This window comes from Shinella sp. WSD5-1, assembly GCF_963942435.1.
GTDB classification, from domain to species: domain Bacteria; phylum Pseudomonadota; class Alphaproteobacteria; order Rhizobiales; family Rhizobiaceae; genus Shinella; species Shinella yambaruensis.
The window spans coordinates 1104167-1125445 of record NZ_OZ012596.1; the positions used below are offsets into that span (position 1 = coordinate 1104167).

The window sequence follows — 21279 nt, forward strand, 5'->3', positions numbered from 1 at the left end:
GCGATTGTCGCGGTGCGGCAACGTGGGCGCGTGCACGGAATTGACCTTTGCCTGTTCCGGACCGCATTCTTTCCTGCGAGCGCGGCCTGTCGAGGGCCGCGCCAGCCTTACGAAAGGACGTGGCCAATGTTCGAATCGTTGGACGCAACGCTGCTCGCCCGCTTCCAGTTCGCCTTCACCGTATCGTTCCACATCGTCTTTCCCGCCTTCTCGATCGGCCTTGCGAGCTATCTCGCCGTGCTGGAAGGGTTGTGGCTCTGGACGAAGGACGAGGTCTATTTCGCGCTGTTCAACTTCTGGAAGACGATCTTCGCGCTCGCCTTCGGCATGGGCGTCGTTTCCGGCATCGTCATGTCCTACCAGTTCGGCACGAACTGGAGCGTCTTCTCCGACAAGGCGGGGCCGGTCATCGGCCCGCTGATGGGCTACGAGGTGCTGACGGCCTTTTTCCTGGAGGCCGGCTTCCTCGGCGTCATGCTGTTCGGCCTCAACCGTGTCGGTCCGAAGCTGCATTTCTTCGCCACGCTGATGGTCGCCATCGGCACGCTGATCTCGGCGACCTGGATCCTTGCCGCCAATTCCTGGATGCAGACGCCCGCCGGCTTCACCGTCAACGAAGCCGGCCAGTTCGTGCCGGTCGACTGGTGGGCGGTGATCTTCAATCCGTCCTTCCCCTATCGCCTCGTGCACATGGTGCTGGCCGCCTACCTGACAACCGCCTTCGTCGTCGGCGCCGTCGGGGCCTACCACCTCCTGCGCGGCGATGCGCCGAAGCGCGCGAAGACGATGTTTTCCATGGCGATGTGGATGGCGGCCGTCGTCGCGCCGATCCAGATCCTCGCCGGCGACATGCACGGCCTCAACACGCTGGAGCACCAGCCGGCCAAGGTCATGGCGATGGAAGGGCACTACCAGAGCCATCCCGACGGCGCGCCGCTCATCCTCTTCGGCATTCCGAATTCGGCCGAACAGCGCGTCGACTACGCCCTCGAGATCCCGAAACTGTCGAGCCTCATCCTCAAGCATGACCTTGATGCGCCGCTGGCCGGGCTCGACACGGTGCCGAAGGAGCTGCATCCGCCGGTCGGCATCGTCTTCTGGTCCTTCCGCATCATGGTCGCCATCGGCTTTGCCATGCTGGGCATCGGGTTCTGGTCGCTGTGGTGTCGGTGGCGCGGGACGCTCGGCGAGAACCGCTGGCTGCACCGTGCTGCCGTGCTGATGGGGCCTGCCGGCTTCCTCGCCGTGCTGGCCGGCTGGGTGACGACGGAGGTCGGCCGCCAGCCCTATACGGTCTACGGCCATCTGCTCACCGCCAATTCCGTGGCGCCCATCGATGCGCCCGCCGTCGCCACCTCGCTGATCGCCTTCATCGTGGTCTATTTCCTCGTCTTCGGCGCCGGCACCTTCTACATCCTGCGCCTGATGGGCCGCCTGCCGCGCGATCCCATGCCGGATCTGGCGGAAGGTCCCCTCCGTTCGGCCGGCATCATGCCCGCCGCCGCCACCCCGTCCGGGAGCCGCCACCATGGCCATTGATCTTCCCTTCATCTGGGCAGCCATCATCGCCTTCGCGGTGCTTGCCTATGTCATCCTCGACGGCTTCGATCTCGGCGTCGGCATCCTCTTTCCCTTCTTCAAGGAGAAACACGATCGCGACGTGATGATGAACTCCGTCGCGCCTGTCTGGGATGGAAACGAGACCTGGCTGGTGCTGGGCGGCGGCGGGCTGATGGCCGTCTTCCCGCTCGCCTATGCGACGATCCTGCCGGCGCTCTACATGCCCCTGGTGCTGATGCTGCTGGGCCTCATCTTCCGCGGCGTCGCCTTCGAATATCGCTGGCGCACCCGGCGCGGCGAGTTCCTCTGGGACATCGCCTTTTCCGGCGGTTCCATGGTCGCGGCCTTCACGCAAGGGGTGGCGCTCGGTGCGCTGGTGCAGGGCATTCCGGTGGAAGGGCGCGCCTATGCCGGCGGCTGGTGGGACTGGCTGACGCCCTTCTCCATCGCGACCGGCTTGGCGCTGATCGTCGGCTATGCGCTGCTCGGCGCCACCTGGCTGGTGATGAAGACGAGCGGCGACCTTGCCGAACGCGCCCGCGGCTATGCGCTGAAGGCCGGCATCGGCACGCTCTTTGCCATGGGCGTCTTCAGCCTGTGGACGCCCTTCCTGGAGCCGCTCTATTTCGACCGCTGGTTCGGCTGGCCGACGCTGCTCTTCAGTCTGCTCGTGCCGCTTCTCGTGCTCGGCTGCTTCGCCCTGCTGGTCCAGGGCCTGCGCACCCGGCACGATTCGCGGCCCTTCATCGCCGCGCTCGGCCTCTTCGTGCTCGGCTTCGCCGGCATCGGCATCAGCTTCTACCCCTATATCGTGCCGGCCTCGCTGACGATCTGGCAGGCGGCCGCGCCGGAGGAGAGCCTCGCCTTCCTGCTGGTCGGCGCGCTGGTGCTCATTCCCATGATCCTCGGCTACACGGCCTATGCCTATTGGGTCTTCCGCGGCAAGGTCGATCCCGAGGAGGGGTACCACTGATGACGGAGGGTTCGACCGGCCGCAGGCTGCTCTGGTTCGTAGGCCTGTGGGCGGGCGGCGTGCTGGCGGTGACGATCGTCGGCTTCGCCATCAAGCTCGCCATCGGGACCTAGCCGGGTGCCGGAAAACAAGGTGCTCACGTAACGTAAAAGCATCCAGCCTCGCGCCAGCTTGCTTGCCTAGGTTCCGCCTCGGCCAGCATGCAGGCCCGCAAGCAGAAGATAGGACCGCACCCTCCTTCCGCTTAACCCCCGGGCCTGCATGTGGCCTTGCGTCTCAGGAGACGTTCGCGGCTTTCCCCCAAAACATTCCTCTGCTATCGGGGTCCCGACAAGGGAGACCGCAATGGCGAAGACGGCCGCAGACTGCACGACGATGGCGGAAATCCGGGAAAACATCGACCGGGTCGACCGGGCGCTGATGGCGCTCTTCGCCGAGCGCTGGAGCTTCATCGGCCGGGCGGCCGAGATCAAGGCGGGCCTTGGCATTCCCGCCGACGTGCCGGAGCGCGTCCGGGAAGTGCGCGACAATGCGCACCGCAATGCCGAGGCCCTCGGCCTCGACGGTGCCTTCTACGAGGGAATCTGGGCAGAGCTTATCGCCCGTGCCATCGCCCACGAAAAGGCGCTGCTCGGCGAAGAATAGGCGTCAGATCTGGTTGCGCTTGCCGAGGTGCTCCTCCCAGTCGAGCGCTGTACGCACGATGAAGCCGAGGTCGTCATGCTGCGGCTTCCAGTCGAGTTCCCGCATCGCGACGGAGGGGTTGGCGACGATCAGCACCGCATCGCCCGGCCGGCGCCCGGCAAAGCGCACGGGGAAGTCCTTGCCGGAGACGGCCTTCACCTGCTCCAGCACCTCCAGCACGGAGAAGCCGCGCCCATAGCCGCAATTGGCGACGATCGAGCCGCCGCCCGCCCGCATGCGCTGCAGCGCCTTCAGATGCGCATTGGCAAGGTCGGTGACGTGGATATAGTCGCGCACGCAGGTGCCGTCCGGCGTCGGATAGTCGGTGCCGAAGACATCCATGCCGGCGCGCTTGCCGAGCGCCGCCTCGCTCGCCACCTTGATGAGATGCGTGGCGCCTGCCGTCGACTGGCCGGTGCGCCCGCGCGGATCGGCGCCGGCGACGTTGAAGTAGCGCAGCGCCGTATAGGTGAAGTCATACGCGGCGGCGGTGTCGCGCAGCATGATCTCGGTCATCAGCTTGGAGGAGCCGTAGGGCGATTCCGGCCGCAGCGCCGCGCTTTCCAGCACCGGTTCCGTGCCGTCGGGCGTGCCGTAGACGGCGGCGGTCGAGGAGAAGACGAAATGCGGGATCTTCGCCGCGACGGCCGCGGCGATCAGCGCCCGTGACTTGACCGTGTTGTTGTCGTAATAGGAGAGGGGATCGGCGACCGATTCCGGCACGATGATCGACCCGGCGAAATGGATGATCGCGTCGATGCTGTTTTCGGTGAAGATCTGCGCCAGTAGCGCCGCATCGGCAAGGTCGCCCTCGTAGAAGCGCGCCTCGGGCGCCACGGCCCAGCGGAAGCCGGTCGAGAGCCGGTCGAGCACCACGACCTCCTCGCCCGCATCGATGAGCGCCCAGACCATGTGGCTGCCGATGTAACCCGCGCCGCCCGTAACCAGAACCGCCATGTCATTCCCCGAATCGACTGAATTGCCGGCATATCACCCTGCCGGCCGGCAACACGCAACCGCAATTGCGGCGCATTTGCGGGCCCCTCCCGCCGAACAGAAGGAAGACCGTCATGTCCGATCGTTTCATCGTGCTCTCCGGCTGCTCCGGCGGCGGAAAATCCACCCTGCTGGAAGAGCTCCGGCGGCGCGGCCACGCCGTTGTCGAGGAGCCCGGCCGGCGTATCGTGCAGGCGGAGCTGGCGAGCGGCGGCACCGCCTTGCCCTGGCTGGACCTTGCCGCCTTCGCCCGGCGCGCCATCGCGATGGCGCTCGCCGACCGGGCGGCGATGCAGCAGCATCCCGGCCTCGTCTTCTTCGACCGCGGCCTGATCGACGCCGCTTCCGCCCTCGATGCCGAGGGCGGGGAGCCGGTGCTGCCGGGGTTGGCCGCGGCACACCGCTACAACAGGCAGGTCTTCGTCACGCCGCCCTGGCCGGAGATCTATGCCGCAGATCCGGAACGCCGGCATGATCTTGCGGCCGCGCTCGCCGAATATGAGCGGTTGGAAGAGACCTATCCCGCGCTCGGTTACGAGGTGGTGGTCGTGCCGAAAATGCCGGTTGCCGCGCGTGCCGATTTCGTGCTCGGCCGCCTTTGATCGCCCTCAGCGCGCCGCGATGTAGCGGGCAAGCCGGTCGGCCGCCTCCGCGACCTGCCCGGGGTCGCGCAGGAAACAGGCGCGCATGAAGAGCTCGCCGCCCGGCCCGAAGGCCGTTCCCGGCGCAAGGCCGACATTGGTGCGGTCGACGATGTCGAGCGCGGCGAGGCGCGAATCCGTCACGCCGTCGATCTTCAGGAAGGCGTAAAGCGCCCCGTCCGGCTTCAGCGTCTCGACGCGGTTGGTGGCGATCAGCGCGTCGCAGAAGACATCACGGTTCGTCGTGGCCTTGTCGATATTCGCCTGCACGAAGGCATCGCCCTCGTCGAGCGCCACGATGGCGCCCTGCTGCAGGAACTGTGGCACGCCCGAGGTAGAATACTGGATGAGGTTCTCCAGCACCTGGCCGATTTCCGGCGGCGCGACGATCCAGCCGACGCGCCAGCCGGTCATCGACCAGTTCTTCGAGAAGGAATTGACGAAGACGACCTTGTCGCCTTCCTCCATCACGTCGAGGAACGAGGACGCCCGCCCGCCGGCATAGTGGTAGAGCGCATAGATCTCGTCGGCCATGATCCAGAGGCCATGGCGCCGTGCGATGGCGAGCAGATTGGCAAGGTCCTTACGCGTCGCCGTCCAGCCCGTCGGGTTGGAGGGCGTGTTGACGAAGAGCACGCGGGTCTTCGGCGTAATCGCCGCTTCCACGCGGTCAAGGTCGACCTGCCAGCGCCCGCCGGCAAAGACGAGCGGCATGGCGACGGGGTTGGCGCCCGAAAGCTCGGCTGCCGCCGCGAAGTTCGGCCAGGCCGGCGTCAGATAGACCATGTCGTCGCCCGGCGAGATGAGCGCCTCGATCGCCAGCTTGATCGCCTGCATGCCGGAGCCGACGACATAGAAATGCTCGTCGGGAAGCGCCGCGCCGAAACGGCGGGCATAGTAGCGCGAAAGGGCGGCGCGCAACTCGGGAATGCCGCGCTGCCAGGTATAGAAGGTCTCGCCGCGCAGCAGCGCGTCGGCCGCGGGCCGGGCAATGAAATCCGGCGTCGGCAGGTCCCCTTCGCCGACCCAGAGCGGGATCAGCCCTTCGCGCCCGCGCGCATAGTTGACCACTTCGACGATCCCGCTTTCCGGGGCGCGGAGCGAGCGCGGGCTGAGGCTTTCGATGAAGGACATGGAACATCACTCCGGCAGGATTGGACCGCGCATCGATGATGACGCGGCCCAAGACCTAACCGGTTTCGTCCCGTCATTCACGCCAGTTTCGCTGACAGACCCATCGAAATCGGTGATGGAAGCGCGGGATGTTGTCCTTGCCGCTGGCGTTCAGGCTCCTGTCAGGCGCACGCCCGATCCTGCCGCCACGACTGGCAGGGAAGGCAAGCATGAAGCGGTTCTTGAAATGGGTTGCGCTCGCCTGTGGCGCGGCGGGCATGGCGCTCGGCATCTATCTTGTGGCGATCCAGCTGACCGGCAACTTCGCCGCCGTGGTACCCGGCGAGGTCTATCGCTCGAACCAGCCCACGCCGAGCGAGATCGCAGCCTATGCCGCACGCTACCGGATCCGCACAATCGTCAATCTGAGGGGGCGGAACGAGCAGGCGGCCTGGTACAGGAACGAGGTCGCCGCGGCCAGGAGCCTCGGCCTCACCCTCATCGATTTCCCCATGCAGGCCGACCAGCGGCTCGACCCCAAGGCGGCGGACGAGCTCGCCGCCCTCCTCAGGGACGCGCCCCGCCCGATCCTCATCCACTGCCGGTCCGGCGCCGACCGCACGGGCCTCGCCTCCGTCATCTACCTCGCCCGCATCGCCCGCGTCGACGAGGAAACCGCCGAACGCCAGCTCTCCATCCGCTACGGCCACATCGGCATCCCCTTCCTCTCCCCGACCTACGCCATGGATGAAAGCTGGGAGGAGCTGGAAGAAGCGGCGCGCTCAGCCGGATAGAGCGTGTGTCTAAGCACACGTAAACCGCGTACTCTTCTCGATACCCTAATCATTTCAGGAGATTAATGGTGCCCGGAGGCGGATTTGAACCACCGACACGCGGATTTTCAATCCGCTGCTCTACCAACTGAGCTATCCGGGCATCCGGTTGGATTTCGCCTGGAAATCCGTGGGGCGCTTGGTTTCGCCCCGGAAGCGAGCGGGGTTATAGCATCTTGCGAAAATGTGTCCAGCCCTCCCGGGCGTTTTTTGCGGGAAAATTGGCTGACTTTGCAAGTGGCGGAAAAGATTGTGTTTTCGCCACGTGACAGGGGGCGTCACATATCGTCCTCGTCGGCTTTCGCCTCGTCGTCGGCGACGGGGATGGCATAGGAGCCGGAGAGCCAGCGGTTGAGATCGACGTCGCGGCAGCGGTTCGAGCAGAAGGGATAGTGCTCGCGCGCCGAAGGGCGCTTGCAGATCGGGCAGGGCACGGCCTTGCGCAGCGGGGCGACGGTGGCCGCCGGCTTTTCGCTTTCGTTCGTCATGTCAGGCATCCGTCCAGCCGGCATGCACGTCGAAGCCTTCGCCGGAAAGCAGGGCGAGGGTTTCATAGAGCGGCAGGCCGACCACATTGGTGTAGGAGCCGACCAGCTTGACGACGAAGCTGCCGGCAATGCCCTGGATGGCATAGCCGCCCGCCTTGCCGCGCCACTGGCCGGAGGAGAGATAGGCTTCGATGTCGGTGGTCGAGAGCCGCTTGAAGCGGACCTTCGTGTCGATGACCTTCTGGCGCGCCGTGCGGTCCGGCGTGATGAGGCAGACGCCGGTGAAGACGCGGTGGCTGCGGCCGGAGAGCAGGTGCAGGGCGCTGGAGGCCTCGTCGATCATCTCCGTCTTCGGCAGGATGCGCCGGCCGACCGAGACGACCGTGTCGGCGGCCAGGATATAGCTTCCGGCAAAGGCCGGGTCCCCCTTGATGGCGGCGAGCGCCGCCTGTGCCTTTCCCGTGGAGAGCCGGCGCGCCAGCGAGCGGGGATGCTCGGAACGCTTCGGCGTCTCGTCGATATCCATGGGCATCAGGCGCGCGGGCGTAATGCCCGCCTGCGCGAGCAGTTCGACGCGGCGCGGCGAGCCGGATGCCAGGATGAGCGTGTCGGTCTGCGCCATGAGGTCTCCGGGGTGCGCCGGTTTCAGCTCTCGGGCCGCGGGCCGGACAAGGGCGCGGCCGCAGGTCCCGCTGGGAGGAGCTTACTTGAAACGGTAGGTGATGCGACCCTTGGTGAGGTCGTAGGGCGTCATCTCGACCAGCACCTTGTCGCCGGCGAGAACGCGGATGCGGTTCTTGCGCATGCGGCCTGCGGTGTGCGCGATGATCTCGTGCTCGTTTTCGAGCTTGACGCGGAAGGTTGCGTTCGGGAGCAGTTCCGTCACGACGCCGGGAAATTCGAGGACTTCTTCTTTTGCCATCTTTGAGCGATATTCCTGTAGGGTGGATTCGGGGAGGCCGGATGCCCGCCTCGAAAAAGTTGCCGGAAACTACACAATCCCCGGTGCTTTGTGAACACCGAAGCGCCGGCTTTCTGCATTTGCCGGAAACAGGGCTGCCATGCGCCTAGCCGGGGGCCTTCAAACGCTTCTCTATCAGCATCTTCAGGAATTCGCGAACCTCGCGGTAGGAGCTGAGAATCTGCTCGCGCGTGCCGGTCGCCACCGTCGGATCGGGCGTCGGCCAGTACATGACGTCTACGGCCATCGAACGGGTGAGCTCAAGCGCGGCATGATGCGCTTCCGGAGCGAGCGTCACGATGAGGTCGAAGTAATCGTCCTCCAGCTCGTCGAGCGAATGGGGCGCATGGCGGCCGAGCGACAGGCCCACTTCGCCGAGCACGGCATCGACGAAGGGGTCGCGCTCGCCGGGGCGCACGCCGGCGGAGGCGACATAGGTGCCGGGCAGCACGCTGCGGGCGATCGTCTCGGCCATCGGCGAGCGCACCGCATTCATGCGGCACATGAAGAGAATCGAACGGGGCGTTCGCGACCGGGCTTCCTGTGGTGCCGGGAAGACGCCCTCCATCCGCTCACCCGCGCCAGTAGAGAACGCAGACGAGCGTGAAAAGCCGGCGGGCCGTGTCGAAGTCGAAGCGGATCTTCCCCGAGAGCCGGTCCATCAGCGTCTGCGAGCCCTCGTTGTGGATGCCGCGCCGGCCCATGTCGATCGCCTCGATCTGGCTGGGCGTTGCCGAGCGGATCGCCTGGTAGTAGCTCTCGCAGATCATGAAATAGTCCTTCACGATACGCCGGAAGGGCGTCAGCGAGAGGATATGGGTGGCCACTTCCTCGCCCGCCTCGGTGCGGATGGCGAAGACGAGCTTGCTATCGAGCAGCGAGAGGTTGAGGCGGTAGGGGCCGCCGGCATGGCCGATCGGCTCGAACGAGTTCTCCTCGATGAGGTCGAAGATGGCAACGGCACGCTCGTGCTCCACATCCGGCGTGGCGCGGCCGATCGTGTCGTCCAGCACCACGTCGCAGAGGCGGAAGCTGCCCTTCTTGCCCATGCCCTATGTCTCCAGGTTGAGCCGGATGGCGACGGAACGGGCATGCGCGCCGAGCCCTTCGGCCTCGGCAAGCGTGATGGCCGCGGGGCCGAGGGCGCGGAGCTGGCCGGCGCCGAGCCGGAGGATCGAGGTGCGCTTCATGTAGTCGAGCACCGAAAGGCCGGAGGAGAAGCGGGCGGAGCGCGCGGTCGGCAGCACATGGTTCGAGCCGCCGACATAGTCGCCGATGACCTCGGGCGTGTGGCGGCCGACGAAGATGGCGCCGGCATTGCGGATCTTCGGCATCAGCGCGTCGGGATCGGCGGTGGCGATCTCCAGGTGCTCGGCGGCGATGCGGTTGGCGAGCGGCACGGCCTTCGCAAGGTCGGGCACGAGGATGATGGCGCCGAAATCGCGCCAGCTGGCGGCGGCGGTCTCCGCGCGCTCCAGCGTCTTCAGCTGCCGTTCGACGGCGGCCTCGACGGCATCGGCGAGCACCAAGCTGTCGGTGACGAGGATAGACTGGGCGCCGACATCGTGCTCGGCCTGGGCGAGAAGGTCGGCGGCGAGCCAGTCCGGGTCGTTGTCGGCGTCGGCGATGACGAGCACTTCGGAGGGACCGGCGATCATGTCGATGCCGACCGTGCCGAAGACTTGGCGCTTGGCGGCGGCGACGAAGGCATTGCCGGGGCCGGTGATCTTGGCCACGGGCGCGATCGTCTGCGTACCGTAGGCGAGGGCCGCGACGGCCTGCGCGCCGCCGATGCGGTAGATCTCGTCGACGCCGGCGATGCGCGCGGCGGCCAGCACGGCCGGGTTGATCTCGCCGTCCTTCGCCGGCACGACCATGACGAGGCGCGGCACGCCGGCGACCTTGGCCGGCACGGCGTTCATCAGCACGGAGCTCGGATAGCTCGCGGTGCCGCCCGGCACGTAGAGGCCGACGGCGTCGATCGCCGTCCAGCGCGAGCCGAGGCCGACGCCGATGTCGTCCTCGTAGATGTCATCTTTCGGCCGCTGGCGGGCATGGTGCTTTTCGATGCGCTGGGCGGCCAGTTCTAGTGCGGCGATGATCTTCGGATCGACCGCGTCATAGGCCGCCTCGATCTCCTCCAGCGAGACGCGCATGGAGGTGATGGCAAAATCGAGGCCGTCGAATTTCCTCGAATAGTCGGCCAGCGCCGCGTCGCCGCGGGCGCGCACATCGTCGATGATCGCGCGTACGACGGCATTGACGTCTTCGGAGACCTCGCGCTTGGTGGTCAGGAAGGCAGCGAACCGGCTTTCGAAATCACTGCTCTGGTAGTCAAGTCTGATCGCCAAGTCGTCCGTCCTGTCGTCTTCCGGCCAAAGCGCCGGCAAAATCCTTCAAACCGCCGGATGGCGGGGCTTCAAGCTGGTTTCCCATGCCCCGCCGGTATCTGCAAGCTGAACTTCGACGCATTCCACATCGAGCGCGATGGAGGCGCTGCCGGAGAGCACGAGTTCCAGCGTGCCGTCCGGGCCTTCGCCCTTCCGGGAGAAATTCACGGCGAGCAGGGAGAAGACGGCGTCCTGGTCCTTGCGGTCGATGCCGAGCGAGCGGACGGCATTGACGCGCTTGAAGGCGACGACGGCGCGGCGGCGCTCGAAGGCCTTGCCGCGGCCGACCGCCTTTTCCCAGACGAAGCGGTTGACGACGACGGAAAAGACACCGTGGCGGGGGTCATAGGAAAGGCCGTCGGTCTTGAAGACGGCGTCCTGCAGGTGGGCGGAAACGACGGAGAGGTCTTCCGTGTCGAGGGCGAGCAGTTTCAGGCTGTCCATGGTGCGTCCTTCGGGGGCAAGCCGGCAAGGGAGCGGGAAGCGCCCTCGCAAGCGGCATTGCGGGAAAATACTTGGGGACACCGCGGTTTGCGGCATCCGGTCTTTTCCACGAGATAGGACGGCGCGCGGCAGACTGCAACGCCCGCCGCGCAGGGAAGATCAGTCGCTGACGCGTTCGACGACGGCGCCGCAGCGGGTCAGCTTCTCCTCGAGCCGCTCGAAGCCGCGGTCGAGGTGGTAGACGCGCGAGACCATGGTCTCGCCTTCGGCGGCAAGGCCGGCGATGACGAGCGAGACCGAGGCGCGCAGGTCCGTCGCCATGACCGGGGCGCCGCGCAGCCGCTCGACGCCTTCGATCTTGGCCGTCTGGCCGGAGAGCGAGATCTTCGCGCCGAGGCGGGCCAGCTCCTGCACATGCATGAAGCGGTTCTCGAAGATCGTCTCGGTGATGTGCGAAATGCCGCTCGACTTGGTCATCAGACCCATGAACTGCGCCTGCAGGTCGGTCGGGAAGCCCGGGAAGGGGTCGGTGACGACGTCGACCGGCTTGATGCCGCCGCCATTGCGCACGATGCGGATGCCGCTTTCCGTCGCGGTGATCTCGGCGCCGGACCGGCGGATCGCTTCGAGCGCGGTGTCGAGCAATGCGGCATCGGTGCCTTCGAGCGTCACGTCGCCGCCCGTCATGGCGACGGCCATGGCATAGGTGCCGGTCTCGATGCGATCGGGCAACACGCGGTGGCGCGCGCCGGAAAGCTGGGTGACGCCCTCGACGGTGATCGTCGCGGTGCCGGCACCAGAGATCTTCGCACCCATGGCGTTGAGGCACTTGGCGAGGTCCTGCACCTCCGGCTCGCGGGCGGCGTTGCCGATGACCGTCGTGCCCTTGGCGAGCGTCGCGGCCATCATCAGGACATGCGTCGCGCCGACGGAGACCTTCGGGAAGGTGTAGCGTGCACCGATGAGGCCGCCTTGAGGCGCCGTCGCCTCGATATAGCCGCCGTCGATCTCGATCTTCGCGCCGAGCGCGGCCAGCGCCTCGATGAAGAGGTCGACCGGGCGCGTGCCGATGGCGCAGCCGCCCGGCAGCGAGACGCGGGCCTTGCCTTCGCGGGCGAGCAGCGGGCCGATAACCCAGAAGGAGGCGCGCATCTTCGAGACGAGCTCGTAGGGCGCTGTCGTGTCGACGATGTTGCGCGAGGTGAAATGGATCGTGCGAGAATAGCCCTCGCCCTGGCGCTCGCGGCGGCCGTTGACGGAAATGTCGGCGCCGTGGTTGCCGAGGATGCGGATGAGCTGCTCGACGTCGGCGAGGTGCGGCACGTTTTCCAGCGTCAGCGTGTCGTCGGTGAGGAGCGAGGCAATCATCAGCGGCAGCGCGGCATTCTTGGCGCCGGAAATCGGGATGGTGCCCTTAAGTTCGTTGCCGCCTACAATTCGGATACGATCCATGTGCGATTACGGGCCGGGCCCGCCTTTCTCAAAGAATTTCGGCTTTCGGAGATGGCGGCCTCTTTAGAGCATCGCGATCGAAAAATGAAGACCGTGCCGGCCGCCCGCTCTTTTGCGCGCGCCGGTTGGAAAACCACCCCCGTCGTCTTCGGGTGAAGACATGCCCGACTAACCGTCCGATTCGTCTTTTTTTGCGGCAGGACGTCCCCCCGGAAGTCCGGTCGTTTCATCCGCCGCGCCGGCCCGGCGGGCGCGCGCCTGCTGTTTTCGCCGCTGGAGATTGTCGCGCAGCGTCTTGGCCAGCCGCTCCGCACGAATCTCCGCTTCGGTCCTGATCTTCCCGCTCTTCGTCTCGTCCTTGCCGCTCATGCCCGTCCTTTTATCGAAATCCATCCCGGCAAAAAAGCACTGCCATCACCAGAATTGTTGCAACAATCGCAAAATCGCCGCTTGCACTGCCGGATGACCTATGGCAATAGGCCCTCGCTCACGCGGAACAGACCTTCGTTTCGCCGGATGCTGCTATAGCTCAGGGGTAGAGCACTCCCTTGGTAAGGGAGAGGCCGAGAGTTCAAATCTCTCTAGCAGCACCATCACTTTTCCTTGGTTTCTCGGGCGTTTCACGGTTTAGCCGACACCCGGCCAACTAGCCAACAGACACGCATTTGGGCACTTTTTTGGGCACTCTAAGAAAAACCGGGGCTATGCGCCCCGGTCTCGATCAGGCAGCGGCCGTCGCGCCGGTATCCGAGCGGATCCAGTTCGTGCCGTCGTAGAAGACGAGGTTGCCCGTCCCGTTACCGCCCGTCTCGCTCGCCTTGAGCGCATTCGTGGCGAAGGCCGTATCCCCGACCTCCAGCGTCTTCAGCGTCGCCGTCGTTGGCAGGGCCGCGACGGTGAAGTTCCCGAGGTGCCGCGAGGGCTGTCCTTTGCGATAGACTGGCATGCTCCATTCTCCTTTGTGGTTATCCGAAGAGGTTTGCGAGACTGTCCGGGGCGAACAGCGCGGCCCGGCGCGCTTCTTCCGCGGCGCGCTCGTCGGCGCGGCGCTGCTGTTGCGCAGCCTGTTGCTGCGCGAAGAGGAGGGCGAGCGAGCCGAATGCCGGCTGCTGCGTGCCGGCGGCCGCCAGTGGATCGGGGTTCGCCATGCTGGTCGTCGCGCCAGGCGCACCGTAGAACGACGCGAGCGAGGTGCCGGAGGCGGGCTTCGTAGCGGCCGCCATGACCTCGCCGACAGGATCGAACGCGCCCTTCTGCATGTTCGCGATTGTGGGCTGCGCGCCGCCGGCCACCGCGCCATTGAAGGCTTCCTGCAACCATCCGGGCGCGTTGCCGCCCTTGCCGCCTGCGCCCCATACGCCGGGGCTGCCGAAGCCGATATGCATGGAGCCCGGCTGCATGTAGCCGAGGCCGGCTCCGAAGCCAGTCAGGCCGGCCGAGCGCCCCTGACGGACGATATCCTGAAAGATCGGAAGGTCCGCGGCGTTGGCCCAATCCAGTCGACGGCCGTCCTTGTGGAAAAATACGTCCGCTGCGCCGCCGTGATCGTGGCGCACCGAGCCGACGCGCGCCAGGCCGCTGCCCTTGCCCGGCTGGCCGCCGGAGAAGACTTCCACGGTCAGGCCCATCTGCGGCGCGAACCGGCTCAGAGCGGCGACGAGATCGGCGTTCAGGGGCTGGTTGCGCGTCGCACCTTGATTGGCGTAGCGGAGCCATTCGTTCGCCATCAGCGGTCCTCCATGATCGCGCGGTTCGTCTCGTCGTCATCCTCGCTCATGAGATCGACGAAGGTAGCCGCCTCGTTGCCAAGCCAGCCCTTGGCCTTGCGCGCCAGCGCCGCCCGGTTCGCCGGGTTGTTCTCCATGAGCAGGGAGGCCGCAACGTCCTTGTCCGTCAGCGCCTTGTCCAGCAGCAGTTCGAACGCCTTGGCCCGCTGCCGGCCGACGTAGCCGCGAGCGAGCTTGCCGGCGAGATAGGTGCCGATATAGGCCCACGAGGCGCGGCCGGTCTGTGCCTGGTAGCCCTTCGAACCGACTTCGGCGAGCGTGACCGGCGGCTGGCCCTTCATCATGAGGGCCGTGCCGGACGGGTTCGTCGCGTTGCCGACCTTCGCGCCCGTGTTGACGCTGCGCAGCGCGTTGGCGAGCGTCCGGATATCGGCCAGGTGCTGCGGATCGTCCTTGTAGAGCCGTTCCGCGACGGCGCGCTTCGCCGGGTCGTCGAGGAAGGCAAGCATCTTGCGCGGCACCCACGGCGCGATCCCGCTCTCCGTCGTGGCGTTCTCGTTCCTGCTGCGGCTGTCTGTCTCCAGCTTCTTCCAGAACGCCGCCCGCGCGCCCTGCACGGCCGTCGCATCGTCGCCGACGAAGGTCAGAAGCTCGTCGGCGGCCTTGCCCGGATCCTTGGCGGCCATGACCTCGTTGATCGCGCGCTCGGCATTCGCGTCGCTGAACTGGAGGTAGCGGCCGACCGTTCCGCGGCCCGGCTGCGTGTCCGTGCCGAGATCGCGTTCCATGCGCGTGACATTCTCCCGTGCGCCGGCCTCTGCCGTGCGGGCGCGGGCCGCCGCGGCGATCTCGTCGGCGAGGCCGGGGAAGCGCGAAAGCTGCTCGGCGTAGTCCTGCGAGAAGCGGGTCAGGCGCTCGGCGCTCGACGTGTCGCCCTTCGACAGCACCTCGTCGCGGATCGCGCGGCGCGTTGCCGGCGTGTCGGCCTGCGCGAAGAGACGGTTCATGCTCTGCGGATCCACGAAGAGGCCGGCGACACGGTCGTCGCGGACCTTCGGCATGCCGCCCTCGTTTCGGGCAAGCGCGGTGGCGACGGGATCGCCCTGGCGCGTGAAGGCTTCCGCCTCGTCGAACTTCGCGCCGCGCGCCGTGTCGAGCGCGGCCTGCTGTTCCGGCGTCAGGTTCGATCCGATATAGTCGTCGACCGTCTTGATCATGTCGCCAAGCACGCGAGCGGCGTTGCGCCCGCCCTTCTCGGCGCGCGGATCGGCCAGGGCGGCGCGCTGGAGGCGCTGAAGCTCCGATTTCAGATCGGTCGCCTCTTTGAGCGCGATGTTCTCCGGGCCGGCCGGATCGCGCATGATCGGGTTTCCGGATGCGTCAAGGATGCCCGTCGCCTGCGGACCGTCTTCGACCGGGCGGCCGAGACGCTGGACGCGGGAGATCATCGCTTCCGGAATAAGGCCGCGTTCGACTTCCGTCAGCCCCGCGACGGCCTCGTCCAGCGACTGCGCGAGCGGAGCCGGGTCGACCTGCAAGCCCGCGACGTTCGCTTCGCGATAGGCGTCCTCGGTGCGCTGGCGGGCGGCGTCGCGTGCCGTCTCCAGTTCGGTGCGGACGACATTGCCGCGCTGCGCGGCGGTGCTCTCCGGCGTGACGCGGCGCACGGCATCGGCGGCGGCCAATTCCGCGTCCTGCCGGCCCATGATGGCTTCGTTCATCCGGCGGTCGCGCTCGATCGCCAGCGCGTCGCGCAGCGCGGCCGGCGTTTCGTCCGGGCGCATGCCGGCAATCGTCTCTTCGACCGCGATGGCGTTCTGGTCGGCGCGCTGGCGGTACGGGCCGGGGTTCGCTCGGGCGCGCGCCGCTTCGAGCGAAGCGAGGCCGGCGTCGGCGGCGTGGTCGGCCGTCGAGGCGCGGAAGCCGGGAACCAGCTTCTCGGCCTGCGAGGGCTGCCGGATCGCATCGATGAGCGCCTGCGTGTCGAGCGGCGCGGTCAGGTTCGACGGGTCGACCTGTCGGTTCATGACGTCGGAGTTCCGGATCAGGGTGTCGGCCACGTTGTCGCCGACGACGCGCGATGCATAGTGCGGATTGCCCGAGAACGCGGACAGGACGTCCCGGCCGCCGCGCGCCAGCATGCCGGCCGCGCCCGTGATGCCAGCGCCGGCCAGCGCGCCGAAGAGGTCGGCCAATTGCCCGCCGGAGGTCGACGGATCGACCAGTTCGTTTGCCGCGGCCGCGCCTGTGCCGGCTCCGATCGCGATCGTCGCTTCCTTGCCGGCAAATGCCGCCGGGTTCACGGCGGCGCTTTCGATGAAATTGCCGATCGGGCCGCCCATGGCCCGCGCGCCATCAACGCCCATGCGGCCGGCGGCGAACATCGCCCCGCCGACGGGAACGGCCGCCGCACCGACCTCGCGTCCGATGCGGTGCGCGCCGCGCTGGAAAGCATCCTGCGGGGTCGGACCTTCGGAGCCGGCGACGCGGCTGTCCGATCCGACGGCCTCTGCCGCCGCGTTGTAGCCGGAAGCGGCCAGGTCGGTCGGCGCGCCCATGATGGCGTCGATATACTCCGAGCCGAGGAACGGCTTTTCGCTGATCGGCCCGACGCCGTCGACGCCGGGGATCAGGTTCGCGATGCGCGGCAGGTTGTTCACGGCGTCGACCGGCAGGCCAAGCACCGTGGACGCGCCCTGGCGCGCACCGGTCAGGCCAATCGCCGCGGTGTCGTCGGCGTAGTCAAGGCCGGACATGATGGCCGACAGCCAGCCGTCATCTTCGACAGGCTGGACAGCCGTCGGTGTCGCGACCGCCACGCCACCCGGAACGCCCGACTGGTCGCGCTGGTCTTCTGGTTGCGTGCCGCCGCGCAGCTTCAGCGTCTGTTCCTTGACGACGCGCTGGATCACCGCCGGGTCGGTCCCGTCGGGAAATTCGAGAACAGTGCCGTCGAAGAGCTCGGCTTCCATCATTGCACGGGGTTCCCGTTGACATCGAACTTCATGCGCGTTCCGGTCGTCGGCGTGGAAACGCCGTCGCCTTGGAAGGTCGTGTCGGTGCGACCGGTGCCCGGCGCGCGCAGCGTGCGAATGCCCTCCAGCTGCGAGTTGACGACCTTTCGCAGCGCCGCAACGGCGGCCTTTGCCGACTGCGTGTTCGCCAGCATGCCGCCGCCCTTCACGCGCTCCAGCGCACGCTCGTAAGCCTGCCGGCTGACCTCGCCGGACGGGTTCTCCGTGCGCGCCAGCGAATAGGCCAACGTGCCCTGAAGGAACGCGATTTCAGGAATGGACGGATCAAACAGATCGGGCGCGACGCCCTGCAAGCCGTCGCGAAGCTCGTCGGCGAATTCCTGAACCTGCGGCGCGGTGCCGCCGAAGGCGCGCGTCAGATCGGTCGCCGTGGCGACAGCGTTCTGCGCCGTGCCGCGGATCAGGCCGGCGAGGCCGAGCGCGCCGGGATTGGCATCGAGCGCGCTTTCATAGACGTCGAGCAGGTTCAGCGTGCGGGAGACTTCCGCCTCCTGGTTGTTGGCCGATGTCTGGTTTGCGGTGGTCGGGCCGAGGCCGATATCAGCCGCCGAACCCGTCGCTTTCGGCAGATCGAAGATCTGGATGCCGTCCGGCAACTTCTGCCCGGTCTGCGCATGGACCCACGCGCCGCTCTGGTCCTGAAGGGCGGGCACGCGCGTCTTGCCGTCGGGCATCAATGCGACAGCGTTCGACGGCTTTGCCTCCGCGCCCTTGTTGAAGAACGGCTGCCGTCCGGCTGCGTCGGAACGGAAGACGATTTCCGGCACGCCGTCCGCGCCGACGACATTCTCGACGTCGACGCCGGACAACGCGGCTGCACGCTGCTCATTCGCCGGGAGGCCGGAAAGGATGGTGGCCTTCAGTTCCGTTTCGGACAGCGGCTTCGCTTCGCCCTTCAGCACGGAGCCGTCCGGGCGATAGATCGTTTCGCCCTGACCGGCGGAGACCTGACCCGGCAACACGCGCGGCAGGCCCGCAGCGTCGGCCGTTGCACCCGGCACGTAGACCGTGGCGTTCTCGGCGGCGGTAATCGGCGTGGCGTAGAGCTTCTGAAGCTCGCCTTCGTTCACCAGGCGCTGCCGTTCGAGCGCGGTGCGCGCGTCGATATCCTGCCCGCGGCGCGCCGTGGCGGCGGCCGTATCGACGCCATAGTAACCGTTCGACGGGTTCCACTGGCCCGTTGCCTGCCCCATCCGGTCGAAAACGGCCTGATCGAAATCTGCTCTGTTGGTATAGCTGAACAGATCGGCGAGGCGCGCGGCCTCCTCTTTCTTGGCCTTCGCTGTGGCGTAGCCGACCATGTCGGAAGCGCTCGGCGGCCCGAAAAGCTGCGCCAGATTGCTGAACGCCTGCCCGATCTGCGGGTTGTTGTAGTAGCGGTTCGCCTGGATGCCGGCCATTATCGGCTCCCGTAGAGGTTGAACAGGGTTCCGGAATAGCCGGGAACGCTGGCGCGATCGAGGGCGCGGCCGGCGGCCATGCTGCCGCCCGGCGTCAACGTCGACACCCTCGGCGCGGACGCACGCAACCCGTTCCACGGGTCGCCTCCGCCGGCTCCGAACAGCCCGCCGCCAGAAAGCCCGGAACTGGTGGCGATCCCGCCGACGCCGCCGAGAATGTCGCCGAACATCTTCAGCCCGTCACCCGCCCGGCTGGCCTCGTCCAGTTCGTAGGAGAGCACGCCCGACGATCCCCGCTTGAAGCCGCCGATCTGGCCGATCTGCGATGCATCGCGCGCCTGAAGCCGCCCGAGGCCGCCCATCAGATCGCCGAAGGAGCGCAGCTGGCCGAGCGCCTGACCGCTGCGATCCGTGAACGCCTTCGCGCCGGCCCGCTGCTTCGCTTCCTCGGCGACCGTGATGTTCGACGAGGTCGTGGGCAAGGCTGCCTCGGCGCTCGGCTCGGCGACGTCCTGGCCTGTGAAGTATTCCGCCAGCTGCCCGGCCTTCTGGTCCTGCTGGCCCTCGAAGTCCTGATAGCGGTCCTGCGACTGCGTGTTCAGCGCGGCGGCCTCCTTGTCGAGACCCTGCTGCCGAATGCGCTCGGCTGCCATCGCGTCGTCGCGGGCGCGCTGGATTTTCTGCTGCGCGGCGTAGTTCGCGACGGTCGAACCGGCGGTGAGCGCTACGCCTGCAATGGTCATCGGGTCGCACATGTCACTTCACCACTGTCGAGTTCTTGGGCGTGAAGAGCCCGGTCGTGTATCGCGGCTTCTCCCCGCCGCCGTAATAGTTCGCGCGCTCCAGTGCGGCCTGCGTGCCAAGACCGGCGGTGAAGTCCGTGAAAAGCTGCGCGAGCGGGCTATAGGCCGCCGGCTTGGACAGCGCCGAGGCGCGAGCGATGGCCGAATTGGCGGCCCCCTGCGCGTCGCCCGTGGCGTTCAGCGTGGCGATGAGGTTCGACCGGGCGTCCTCGACGGCATTGCGCGCCTCGCCTTCGTAAGCCAGCGCCTGGTCGGCGACCTGCTGCTTGTTGAGGTCGTAAAGCTGTTGGAGTTCGCCGGCCTTTTCGCCGCGAACCGAACTGTCGAGCAGCCCGCCGCGCGCCAGTGCGAAGGTCAGTTCCTTCTGCGCGTCACCATACTGATCTTCAAGCTGCGGGTTCGCGTAGTCGATATATTTCTGGCGGATGCCCTTGAAATAGTCGTCCGTGAAGCCGCCCTTTTTCTTCGTTCCGGAGAACAGCTTTCCGGAGGCGACCATCTCGGCATACTGTTCCTCGGCCGTCTTTTTCTGGCCGGGGATCAGCTTGCCCTTTTCGTAACGGTCGGCGTTCGGCGTGAAGAGCGAGGAGCGCTTGTCGTCGATCAGCGGCGCGTCACGGCCCGGCACCAGATCCTTGAGCTTGCCCAGTTCGTAGGTGTCTTCGGTGACGGCTTGCGGCTTCCACTTCGTGCCGTCGGCGAGGAAGTAAGTACCGTTCGGATCGAACGCCATGTCGCTCGAAAGGGCACCCGTGCCGTAGGAGCGCCCGCCGAAAATCTCGTTGATGCGGGCGGTGCCCTTGCGGATCTCTTCCTGGCGCTTCTGCTCGTCTTCGCGGGCCTTTTTGGCTTCACCGCCACCGCCCTTGCCGCCACCGCCCATTACAGACCCCGCCTCATTGCATTTCCGACACGCTCGAAGCCGAAATGTTCGAGAAAACGTGCTGTCCTGTCGGAATTGAAGGAGTTGTCGTTTCCGCCGATGATCTCTTTCGCGCCGAGCCCCCGGCTCCAGGCAATAAGATGCTTCATCAGCATGGCGGCCGCCCGAGTTCCGCGGTGAGCGGGCTTCACGAAAAGTACCTCCTGCGTCGTGAAAAGTCCAGCGGATGCGCGATAGCTGTTCATCTCCGCCAGCAGGAAGCCGACGAGCGCCCGATCCTTCTCCGCGACGAAGATCGTCGGCGATGCCCGGTCAAGATATCCATAGTAGGTCTCCCGACATACGACCTCGTCGAAACCGTTCTCCGGGCGCGTCTCTTCGATGTTCATGCGCGCCATCTCGACGACCTCGTCAATGTCTTCCTCAAGGGCCAATCGGACTATCATCGCTCACCCATGCAAATTGAACGAAAGCCTCGCCGTTCTTTCCGTAGCCGCGCATCGGCTCCGTTTCGCGCTCCAGCCCGAGCGTCTGAAGCCAGGCATGCGCGTCGTTGTGGTCGACCATGGAGACGGCCTCTATCCTGTGGACGCCGGTCTTTTTGAGCCGGGAGAACAGTTCACGCTTGATGAAGCGCGTCGCCGGCAGCGCGATCTCGGGGAACTGGTCCGTCGCGAAGAAAAGCAGCGACACGACGTTGGGCCGTGCCATGACCGTGGCACCCACGCACGCCGGGTTCTCGCCGGCATGGCCGACGATGCAGCCCTCGAAGCTGCCGTAGCGCTCGGCCATAACATCGGCCAGTTCCTCGCGCGTGCTGGCGTAGGAAACCGCGCTGAATTCGGCAAAGTCCCGCTCGCGCATCTTCAGCGCGACGAAATGCACCGCTTCGCGGG

At 66.7% G+C, this 21279-nt stretch carries 24 protein-coding genes and 2 tRNA genes; 6 read left to right on the top strand and 20 right to left on the bottom strand.

The genetic code is table 11. The features are described from left to right. The first annotated feature begins 126 nt into the window (after positions 1-126). From AABQ55_RS05235 to AABQ55_RS05245, 3 genes are all read left to right on the top strand, one after another. A complete protein-coding gene (locus AABQ55_RS05235) occupies positions 127-1539 on the top strand; it encodes a cytochrome ubiquinol oxidase subunit I (RefSeq protein WP_272804332.1) in 1413 nt (470 codons plus the stop codon). Then, positions 1529-2533, top strand: a complete 1005-nt coding sequence (gene cydB, locus AABQ55_RS05240) for a cytochrome d ubiquinol oxidase subunit II (protein WP_272804333.1) — start codon at positions 1529-1531, stop codon at positions 2531-2533. Before AABQ55_RS05235 ends, cydB begins: the two co-directional genes overlap by 11 nt. 345 nt (positions 2534-2878) lie before the next feature. Next, the gene (locus tag AABQ55_RS05245) at positions 2879-3178 is read left to right on the top strand and encodes a chorismate mutase family protein (protein ID WP_272804334.1); all 300 of its coding nucleotides are present in this window, start codon (positions 2879-2881) and stop codon (positions 3176-3178) included. 3 nt (positions 3179-3181) lie between these two features. Here the strand turns inward: AABQ55_RS05245 and galE are convergent, their stop codons facing one another. Beyond that, a complete protein-coding gene (gene galE / locus AABQ55_RS05250) occupies positions 3182-4174 on the bottom strand; it encodes a UDP-glucose 4-epimerase GalE (protein ID WP_272804335.1) in 993 nt (330 codons plus the stop codon). Positions 4175-4287: 113 nt separating this feature from the next. Here galE and AABQ55_RS05255 point away from each other — a divergent pair, with 113 nt between their 5' ends. Beyond that, the gene (locus tag AABQ55_RS05255; RefSeq protein WP_272804336.1) at positions 4288-4815 is read left to right on the top strand and encodes an AAA family ATPase; all 528 of its coding nucleotides are present in this window, start codon (positions 4288-4290) and stop codon (positions 4813-4815) included. Positions 4816-4821: 6 nt separating this feature from the next. Here the strand turns inward: AABQ55_RS05255 and AABQ55_RS05260 are convergent, their stop codons facing one another. Continuing rightward, the gene (locus AABQ55_RS05260) at positions 4822-5988 is read right to left on the bottom strand and encodes a pyridoxal phosphate-dependent aminotransferase (protein WP_272804337.1); all 1167 of its coding nucleotides are present in this window, start codon (positions 5986-5988) and stop codon (positions 4822-4824) included. A 209-nt stretch (positions 5989-6197) separates the two neighbouring features. Here AABQ55_RS05260 and AABQ55_RS05265 point away from each other — a divergent pair, with 209 nt between their 5' ends. Beyond that, the gene (locus AABQ55_RS05265) at positions 6198-6761 is read left to right on the top strand and encodes a dual specificity protein phosphatase family protein (RefSeq protein WP_272804338.1); all 564 of its coding nucleotides are present in this window, start codon (positions 6198-6200) and stop codon (positions 6759-6761) included. A gap of 66 nt (positions 6762-6827) precedes the next feature. Here the strand turns inward: AABQ55_RS05265 and AABQ55_RS05270 are convergent. The 10 genes from AABQ55_RS05270 to AABQ55_RS05315 all read right to left on the bottom strand — a co-directional run bounded on the left by AABQ55_RS05270 (position 6828) and on the right by AABQ55_RS05315 (position 12904). Continuing rightward, positions 6828-6903 (bottom strand) — tRNA-Phe (locus AABQ55_RS05270). Positions 6904-7078: 175 nt separating this feature from the next. Further along, the gene (yacG, locus tag AABQ55_RS05275) at positions 7079-7288 is read right to left on the bottom strand and encodes a DNA gyrase inhibitor YacG (protein ID WP_244767424.1); all 210 of its coding nucleotides are present in this window, start codon (positions 7286-7288) and stop codon (positions 7079-7081) included. A gap of 1 nt (position 7289) precedes the next feature. Next, positions 7290-7910: a Maf-like protein gene (locus AABQ55_RS05280; protein WP_272804339.1), complete on the bottom strand. Its 621-nt coding sequence runs from the start codon at positions 7908-7910 to the stop codon at positions 7290-7292. An 81-nt stretch (positions 7911-7991) separates the two neighbouring features. Next, positions 7992-8210 carry a translation initiation factor IF-1 gene (infA, locus tag AABQ55_RS05285; RefSeq protein WP_004435948.1) on the bottom strand — a complete coding sequence of 73 codons (219 nt, stop codon included), beginning with the start codon at positions 8208-8210 and terminating at the stop codon, positions 7992-7994. Positions 8211-8355: 145 nt separating this feature from the next. After that, the gene (locus tag AABQ55_RS05290; protein WP_037405840.1) at positions 8356-8817 is read right to left on the bottom strand and encodes an arsenate-mycothiol transferase ArsC; all 462 of its coding nucleotides are present in this window, start codon (positions 8815-8817) and stop codon (positions 8356-8358) included. Between the two features lie 4 nt (positions 8818-8821). Further along, entirely contained in the window at positions 8822-9298 is a 477-nt protein-coding gene (locus tag AABQ55_RS05295; protein ID WP_133036693.1) for a UPF0262 family protein, read from the bottom strand. A gap of 3 nt (positions 9299-9301) precedes the next feature. After that, positions 9302-10600 (bottom strand): histidinol dehydrogenase, encoded by a 1299-nt coding sequence (gene hisD, locus AABQ55_RS05300; protein WP_272804340.1) that lies wholly within the window; start codon positions 10598-10600, stop codon positions 9302-9304. Positions 10601-10645: 45 nt separating this feature from the next. Continuing rightward, entirely contained in the window at positions 10646-11083 is a 438-nt protein-coding gene (locus AABQ55_RS05305; RefSeq protein ID WP_272804341.1) for a DUF2948 family protein, read from the bottom strand. A gap of 159 nt (positions 11084-11242) precedes the next feature. Then, a complete protein-coding gene (murA, locus tag AABQ55_RS05310; RefSeq protein WP_272804342.1) occupies positions 11243-12535 on the bottom strand; it encodes a UDP-N-acetylglucosamine 1-carboxyvinyltransferase in 1293 nt (430 codons plus the stop codon). A gap of 168 nt (positions 12536-12703) precedes the next feature. Beyond that, positions 12704-12904 carry a hypothetical protein gene (locus AABQ55_RS05315; RefSeq protein WP_244767429.1) on the bottom strand — a complete coding sequence of 67 codons (201 nt, stop codon included), beginning with the start codon at positions 12902-12904 and terminating at the stop codon, positions 12704-12706. Positions 12905-13053: 149 nt separating this feature from the next. On the opposite strand from AABQ55_RS05315, the gene AABQ55_RS05320 reads away from it, so the two are divergent. Beyond that, positions 13054-13128, top strand: a tRNA-Thr gene (locus AABQ55_RS05320). Between the two features lie 128 nt (positions 13129-13256). On the opposite strand, the gene AABQ55_RS05325 is transcribed toward AABQ55_RS05320, so the two are convergent. Genes AABQ55_RS05325 through AABQ55_RS05360 form a run of 8 tightly spaced genes read right to left on the bottom strand, consistent with a single transcriptional unit; the run spans position 13257 to position 21268 of the window. Continuing rightward, a complete protein-coding gene (locus tag AABQ55_RS05325; RefSeq protein WP_338341841.1) occupies positions 13257-13481 on the bottom strand; it encodes a hypothetical protein in 225 nt (74 codons plus the stop codon). A 19-nt stretch (positions 13482-13500) separates the two neighbouring features. Beyond that, complete coding sequence (locus AABQ55_RS05330; RefSeq protein ID WP_338341842.1) at positions 13501-14262, bottom strand: hypothetical protein; 762 nt, start codon at positions 14260-14262, stop codon at positions 13501-13503. Next, complete coding sequence (locus AABQ55_RS05335) at positions 14262-17237, bottom strand: hypothetical protein (RefSeq protein WP_338341843.1); 2976 nt, start codon at positions 17235-17237, stop codon at positions 14262-14264. Before AABQ55_RS05335 ends, AABQ55_RS05330 begins: the two co-directional genes overlap by 1 nt. Continuing rightward, a complete protein-coding gene (locus tag AABQ55_RS05340; protein ID WP_338341844.1) occupies positions 17234-18697 on the bottom strand; it encodes a hypothetical protein in 1464 nt (487 codons plus the stop codon). Before AABQ55_RS05340 ends, AABQ55_RS05335 begins: the two co-directional genes overlap by 4 nt. After that, entirely contained in the window at positions 18697-19452 is a 756-nt protein-coding gene (locus tag AABQ55_RS05345; protein ID WP_338341845.1) for a hypothetical protein, read from the bottom strand. Before AABQ55_RS05345 ends, AABQ55_RS05340 begins: the two co-directional genes overlap by 1 nt. A 1-nt stretch (position 19453) precedes the next feature. Beyond that, positions 19454-20383, bottom strand: a complete 930-nt coding sequence (locus AABQ55_RS05350; protein WP_338341846.1) for a hypothetical protein — start codon at positions 20381-20383, stop codon at positions 19454-19456. After that, on the bottom strand, positions 20383-20772 hold the full coding sequence (locus AABQ55_RS05355) for a GNAT family N-acetyltransferase (protein WP_338341847.1): 390 nt from the start codon (positions 20770-20772) through the stop codon (positions 20383-20385). The genes AABQ55_RS05350 and AABQ55_RS05355 overlap by 1 nt, the downstream gene beginning before the upstream one ends. Positions 20773-20806: 34 nt before the next feature. Then, positions 20807-21268, bottom strand: coding sequence for a hypothetical protein (locus tag AABQ55_RS05360; protein WP_338341848.1), 462 nt, complete (start codon positions 21266-21268; stop codon positions 20807-20809). Between the last annotated feature and the right edge of the window lie 11 nt (positions 21269-21279).

Bases quoted from the DNA above. Each gene is read 5' to 3' on its own strand.
- cydB (WP_272804333.1), top strand. From the start codon at position 1,529: ATGGCCATTGATCTTCCCTTCATCTGGGCAGCCATCATCGCCTTCGCG.
- murA (WP_272804342.1), bottom strand. From the start codon at position 12,535: ATGGATCGTATCCGAATTGTAGGCGGCAACGAACTTAAGGGCACCATC.
- AABQ55_RS05345 (WP_338341845.1), bottom strand. From the start codon at position 19,452: ATGTGCGACCCGATGACCATTGCAGGCGTAGCGCTCACCGCCGGTTCG.
- AABQ55_RS05335 (WP_338341843.1), bottom strand. From the start codon at position 17,237: ATGATGGAAGCCGAGCTCTTCGACGGCACTGTTCTCGAATTTCCCGAC.
- AABQ55_RS05255 (WP_272804336.1), top strand. From the start codon at position 4,288: ATGTCCGATCGTTTCATCGTGCTCTCCGGCTGCTCCGGCGGCGGAAAA.
- AABQ55_RS05355 (WP_338341847.1), bottom strand. From the start codon at position 20,772: ATGAACATCGAAGAGACGCGCCCGGAGAACGGTTTCGACGAGGTCGTA.
- AABQ55_RS05315 (WP_244767429.1), bottom strand. From the start codon at position 12,904: ATGAGCGGCAAGGACGAGACGAAGAGCGGGAAGATCAGGACCGAAGCG.
- yacG (WP_244767424.1), bottom strand. From the start codon at position 7,288: ATGACGAACGAAAGCGAAAAGCCGGCGGCCACCGTCGCCCCGCTGCGC.
- AABQ55_RS05305 (WP_272804341.1), bottom strand. From the start codon at position 11,083: ATGGACAGCCTGAAACTGCTCGCCCTCGACACGGAAGACCTCTCCGTC.
- AABQ55_RS05325 (WP_338341841.1), bottom strand. From the start codon at position 13,481: ATGCCAGTCTATCGCAAAGGACAGCCCTCGCGGCACCTCGGGAACTTC.
- AABQ55_RS05350 (WP_338341846.1), bottom strand. From the start codon at position 20,383: ATGGGCGGTGGCGGCAAGGGCGGTGGCGGTGAAGCCAAAAAGGCCCGC.
- AABQ55_RS05280 (WP_272804339.1), bottom strand. From the start codon at position 7,910: ATGGCGCAGACCGACACGCTCATCCTGGCATCCGGCTCGCCGCGCCGC.
- AABQ55_RS05295 (WP_133036693.1), bottom strand. From the start codon at position 9,298: ATGGGCAAGAAGGGCAGCTTCCGCCTCTGCGACGTGGTGCTGGACGAC.
- infA (WP_004435948.1), bottom strand. From the start codon at position 8,210: ATGGCAAAAGAAGAAGTCCTCGAATTTCCCGGCGTCGTGACGGAACTG.
- AABQ55_RS05290 (WP_037405840.1), bottom strand. From the start codon at position 8,817: ATGGAGGGCGTCTTCCCGGCACCACAGGAAGCCCGGTCGCGAACGCCC.
- AABQ55_RS05330 (WP_338341842.1), bottom strand. From the start codon at position 14,262: ATGGCGAACGAATGGCTCCGCTACGCCAATCAAGGTGCGACGCGCAAC.
- AABQ55_RS05340 (WP_338341844.1), bottom strand. From the start codon at position 18,697: ATGGCCGGCATCCAGGCGAACCGCTACTACAACAACCCGCAGATCGGG.
- AABQ55_RS05245 (WP_272804334.1), top strand. From the start codon at position 2,879: ATGGCGAAGACGGCCGCAGACTGCACGACGATGGCGGAAATCCGGGAA.
- galE (WP_272804335.1), bottom strand. From the start codon at position 4,174: ATGGCGGTTCTGGTTACGGGCGGCGCGGGTTACATCGGCAGCCACATG.
- AABQ55_RS05260 (WP_272804337.1), bottom strand. From the start codon at position 5,988: ATGTCCTTCATCGAAAGCCTCAGCCCGCGCTCGCTCCGCGCCCCGGAA.
- AABQ55_RS05235 (WP_272804332.1), top strand. From the start codon at position 127: ATGTTCGAATCGTTGGACGCAACGCTGCTCGCCCGCTTCCAGTTCGCC.
- AABQ55_RS05265 (WP_272804338.1), top strand. From the start codon at position 6,198: ATGAAGCGGTTCTTGAAATGGGTTGCGCTCGCCTGTGGCGCGGCGGGC.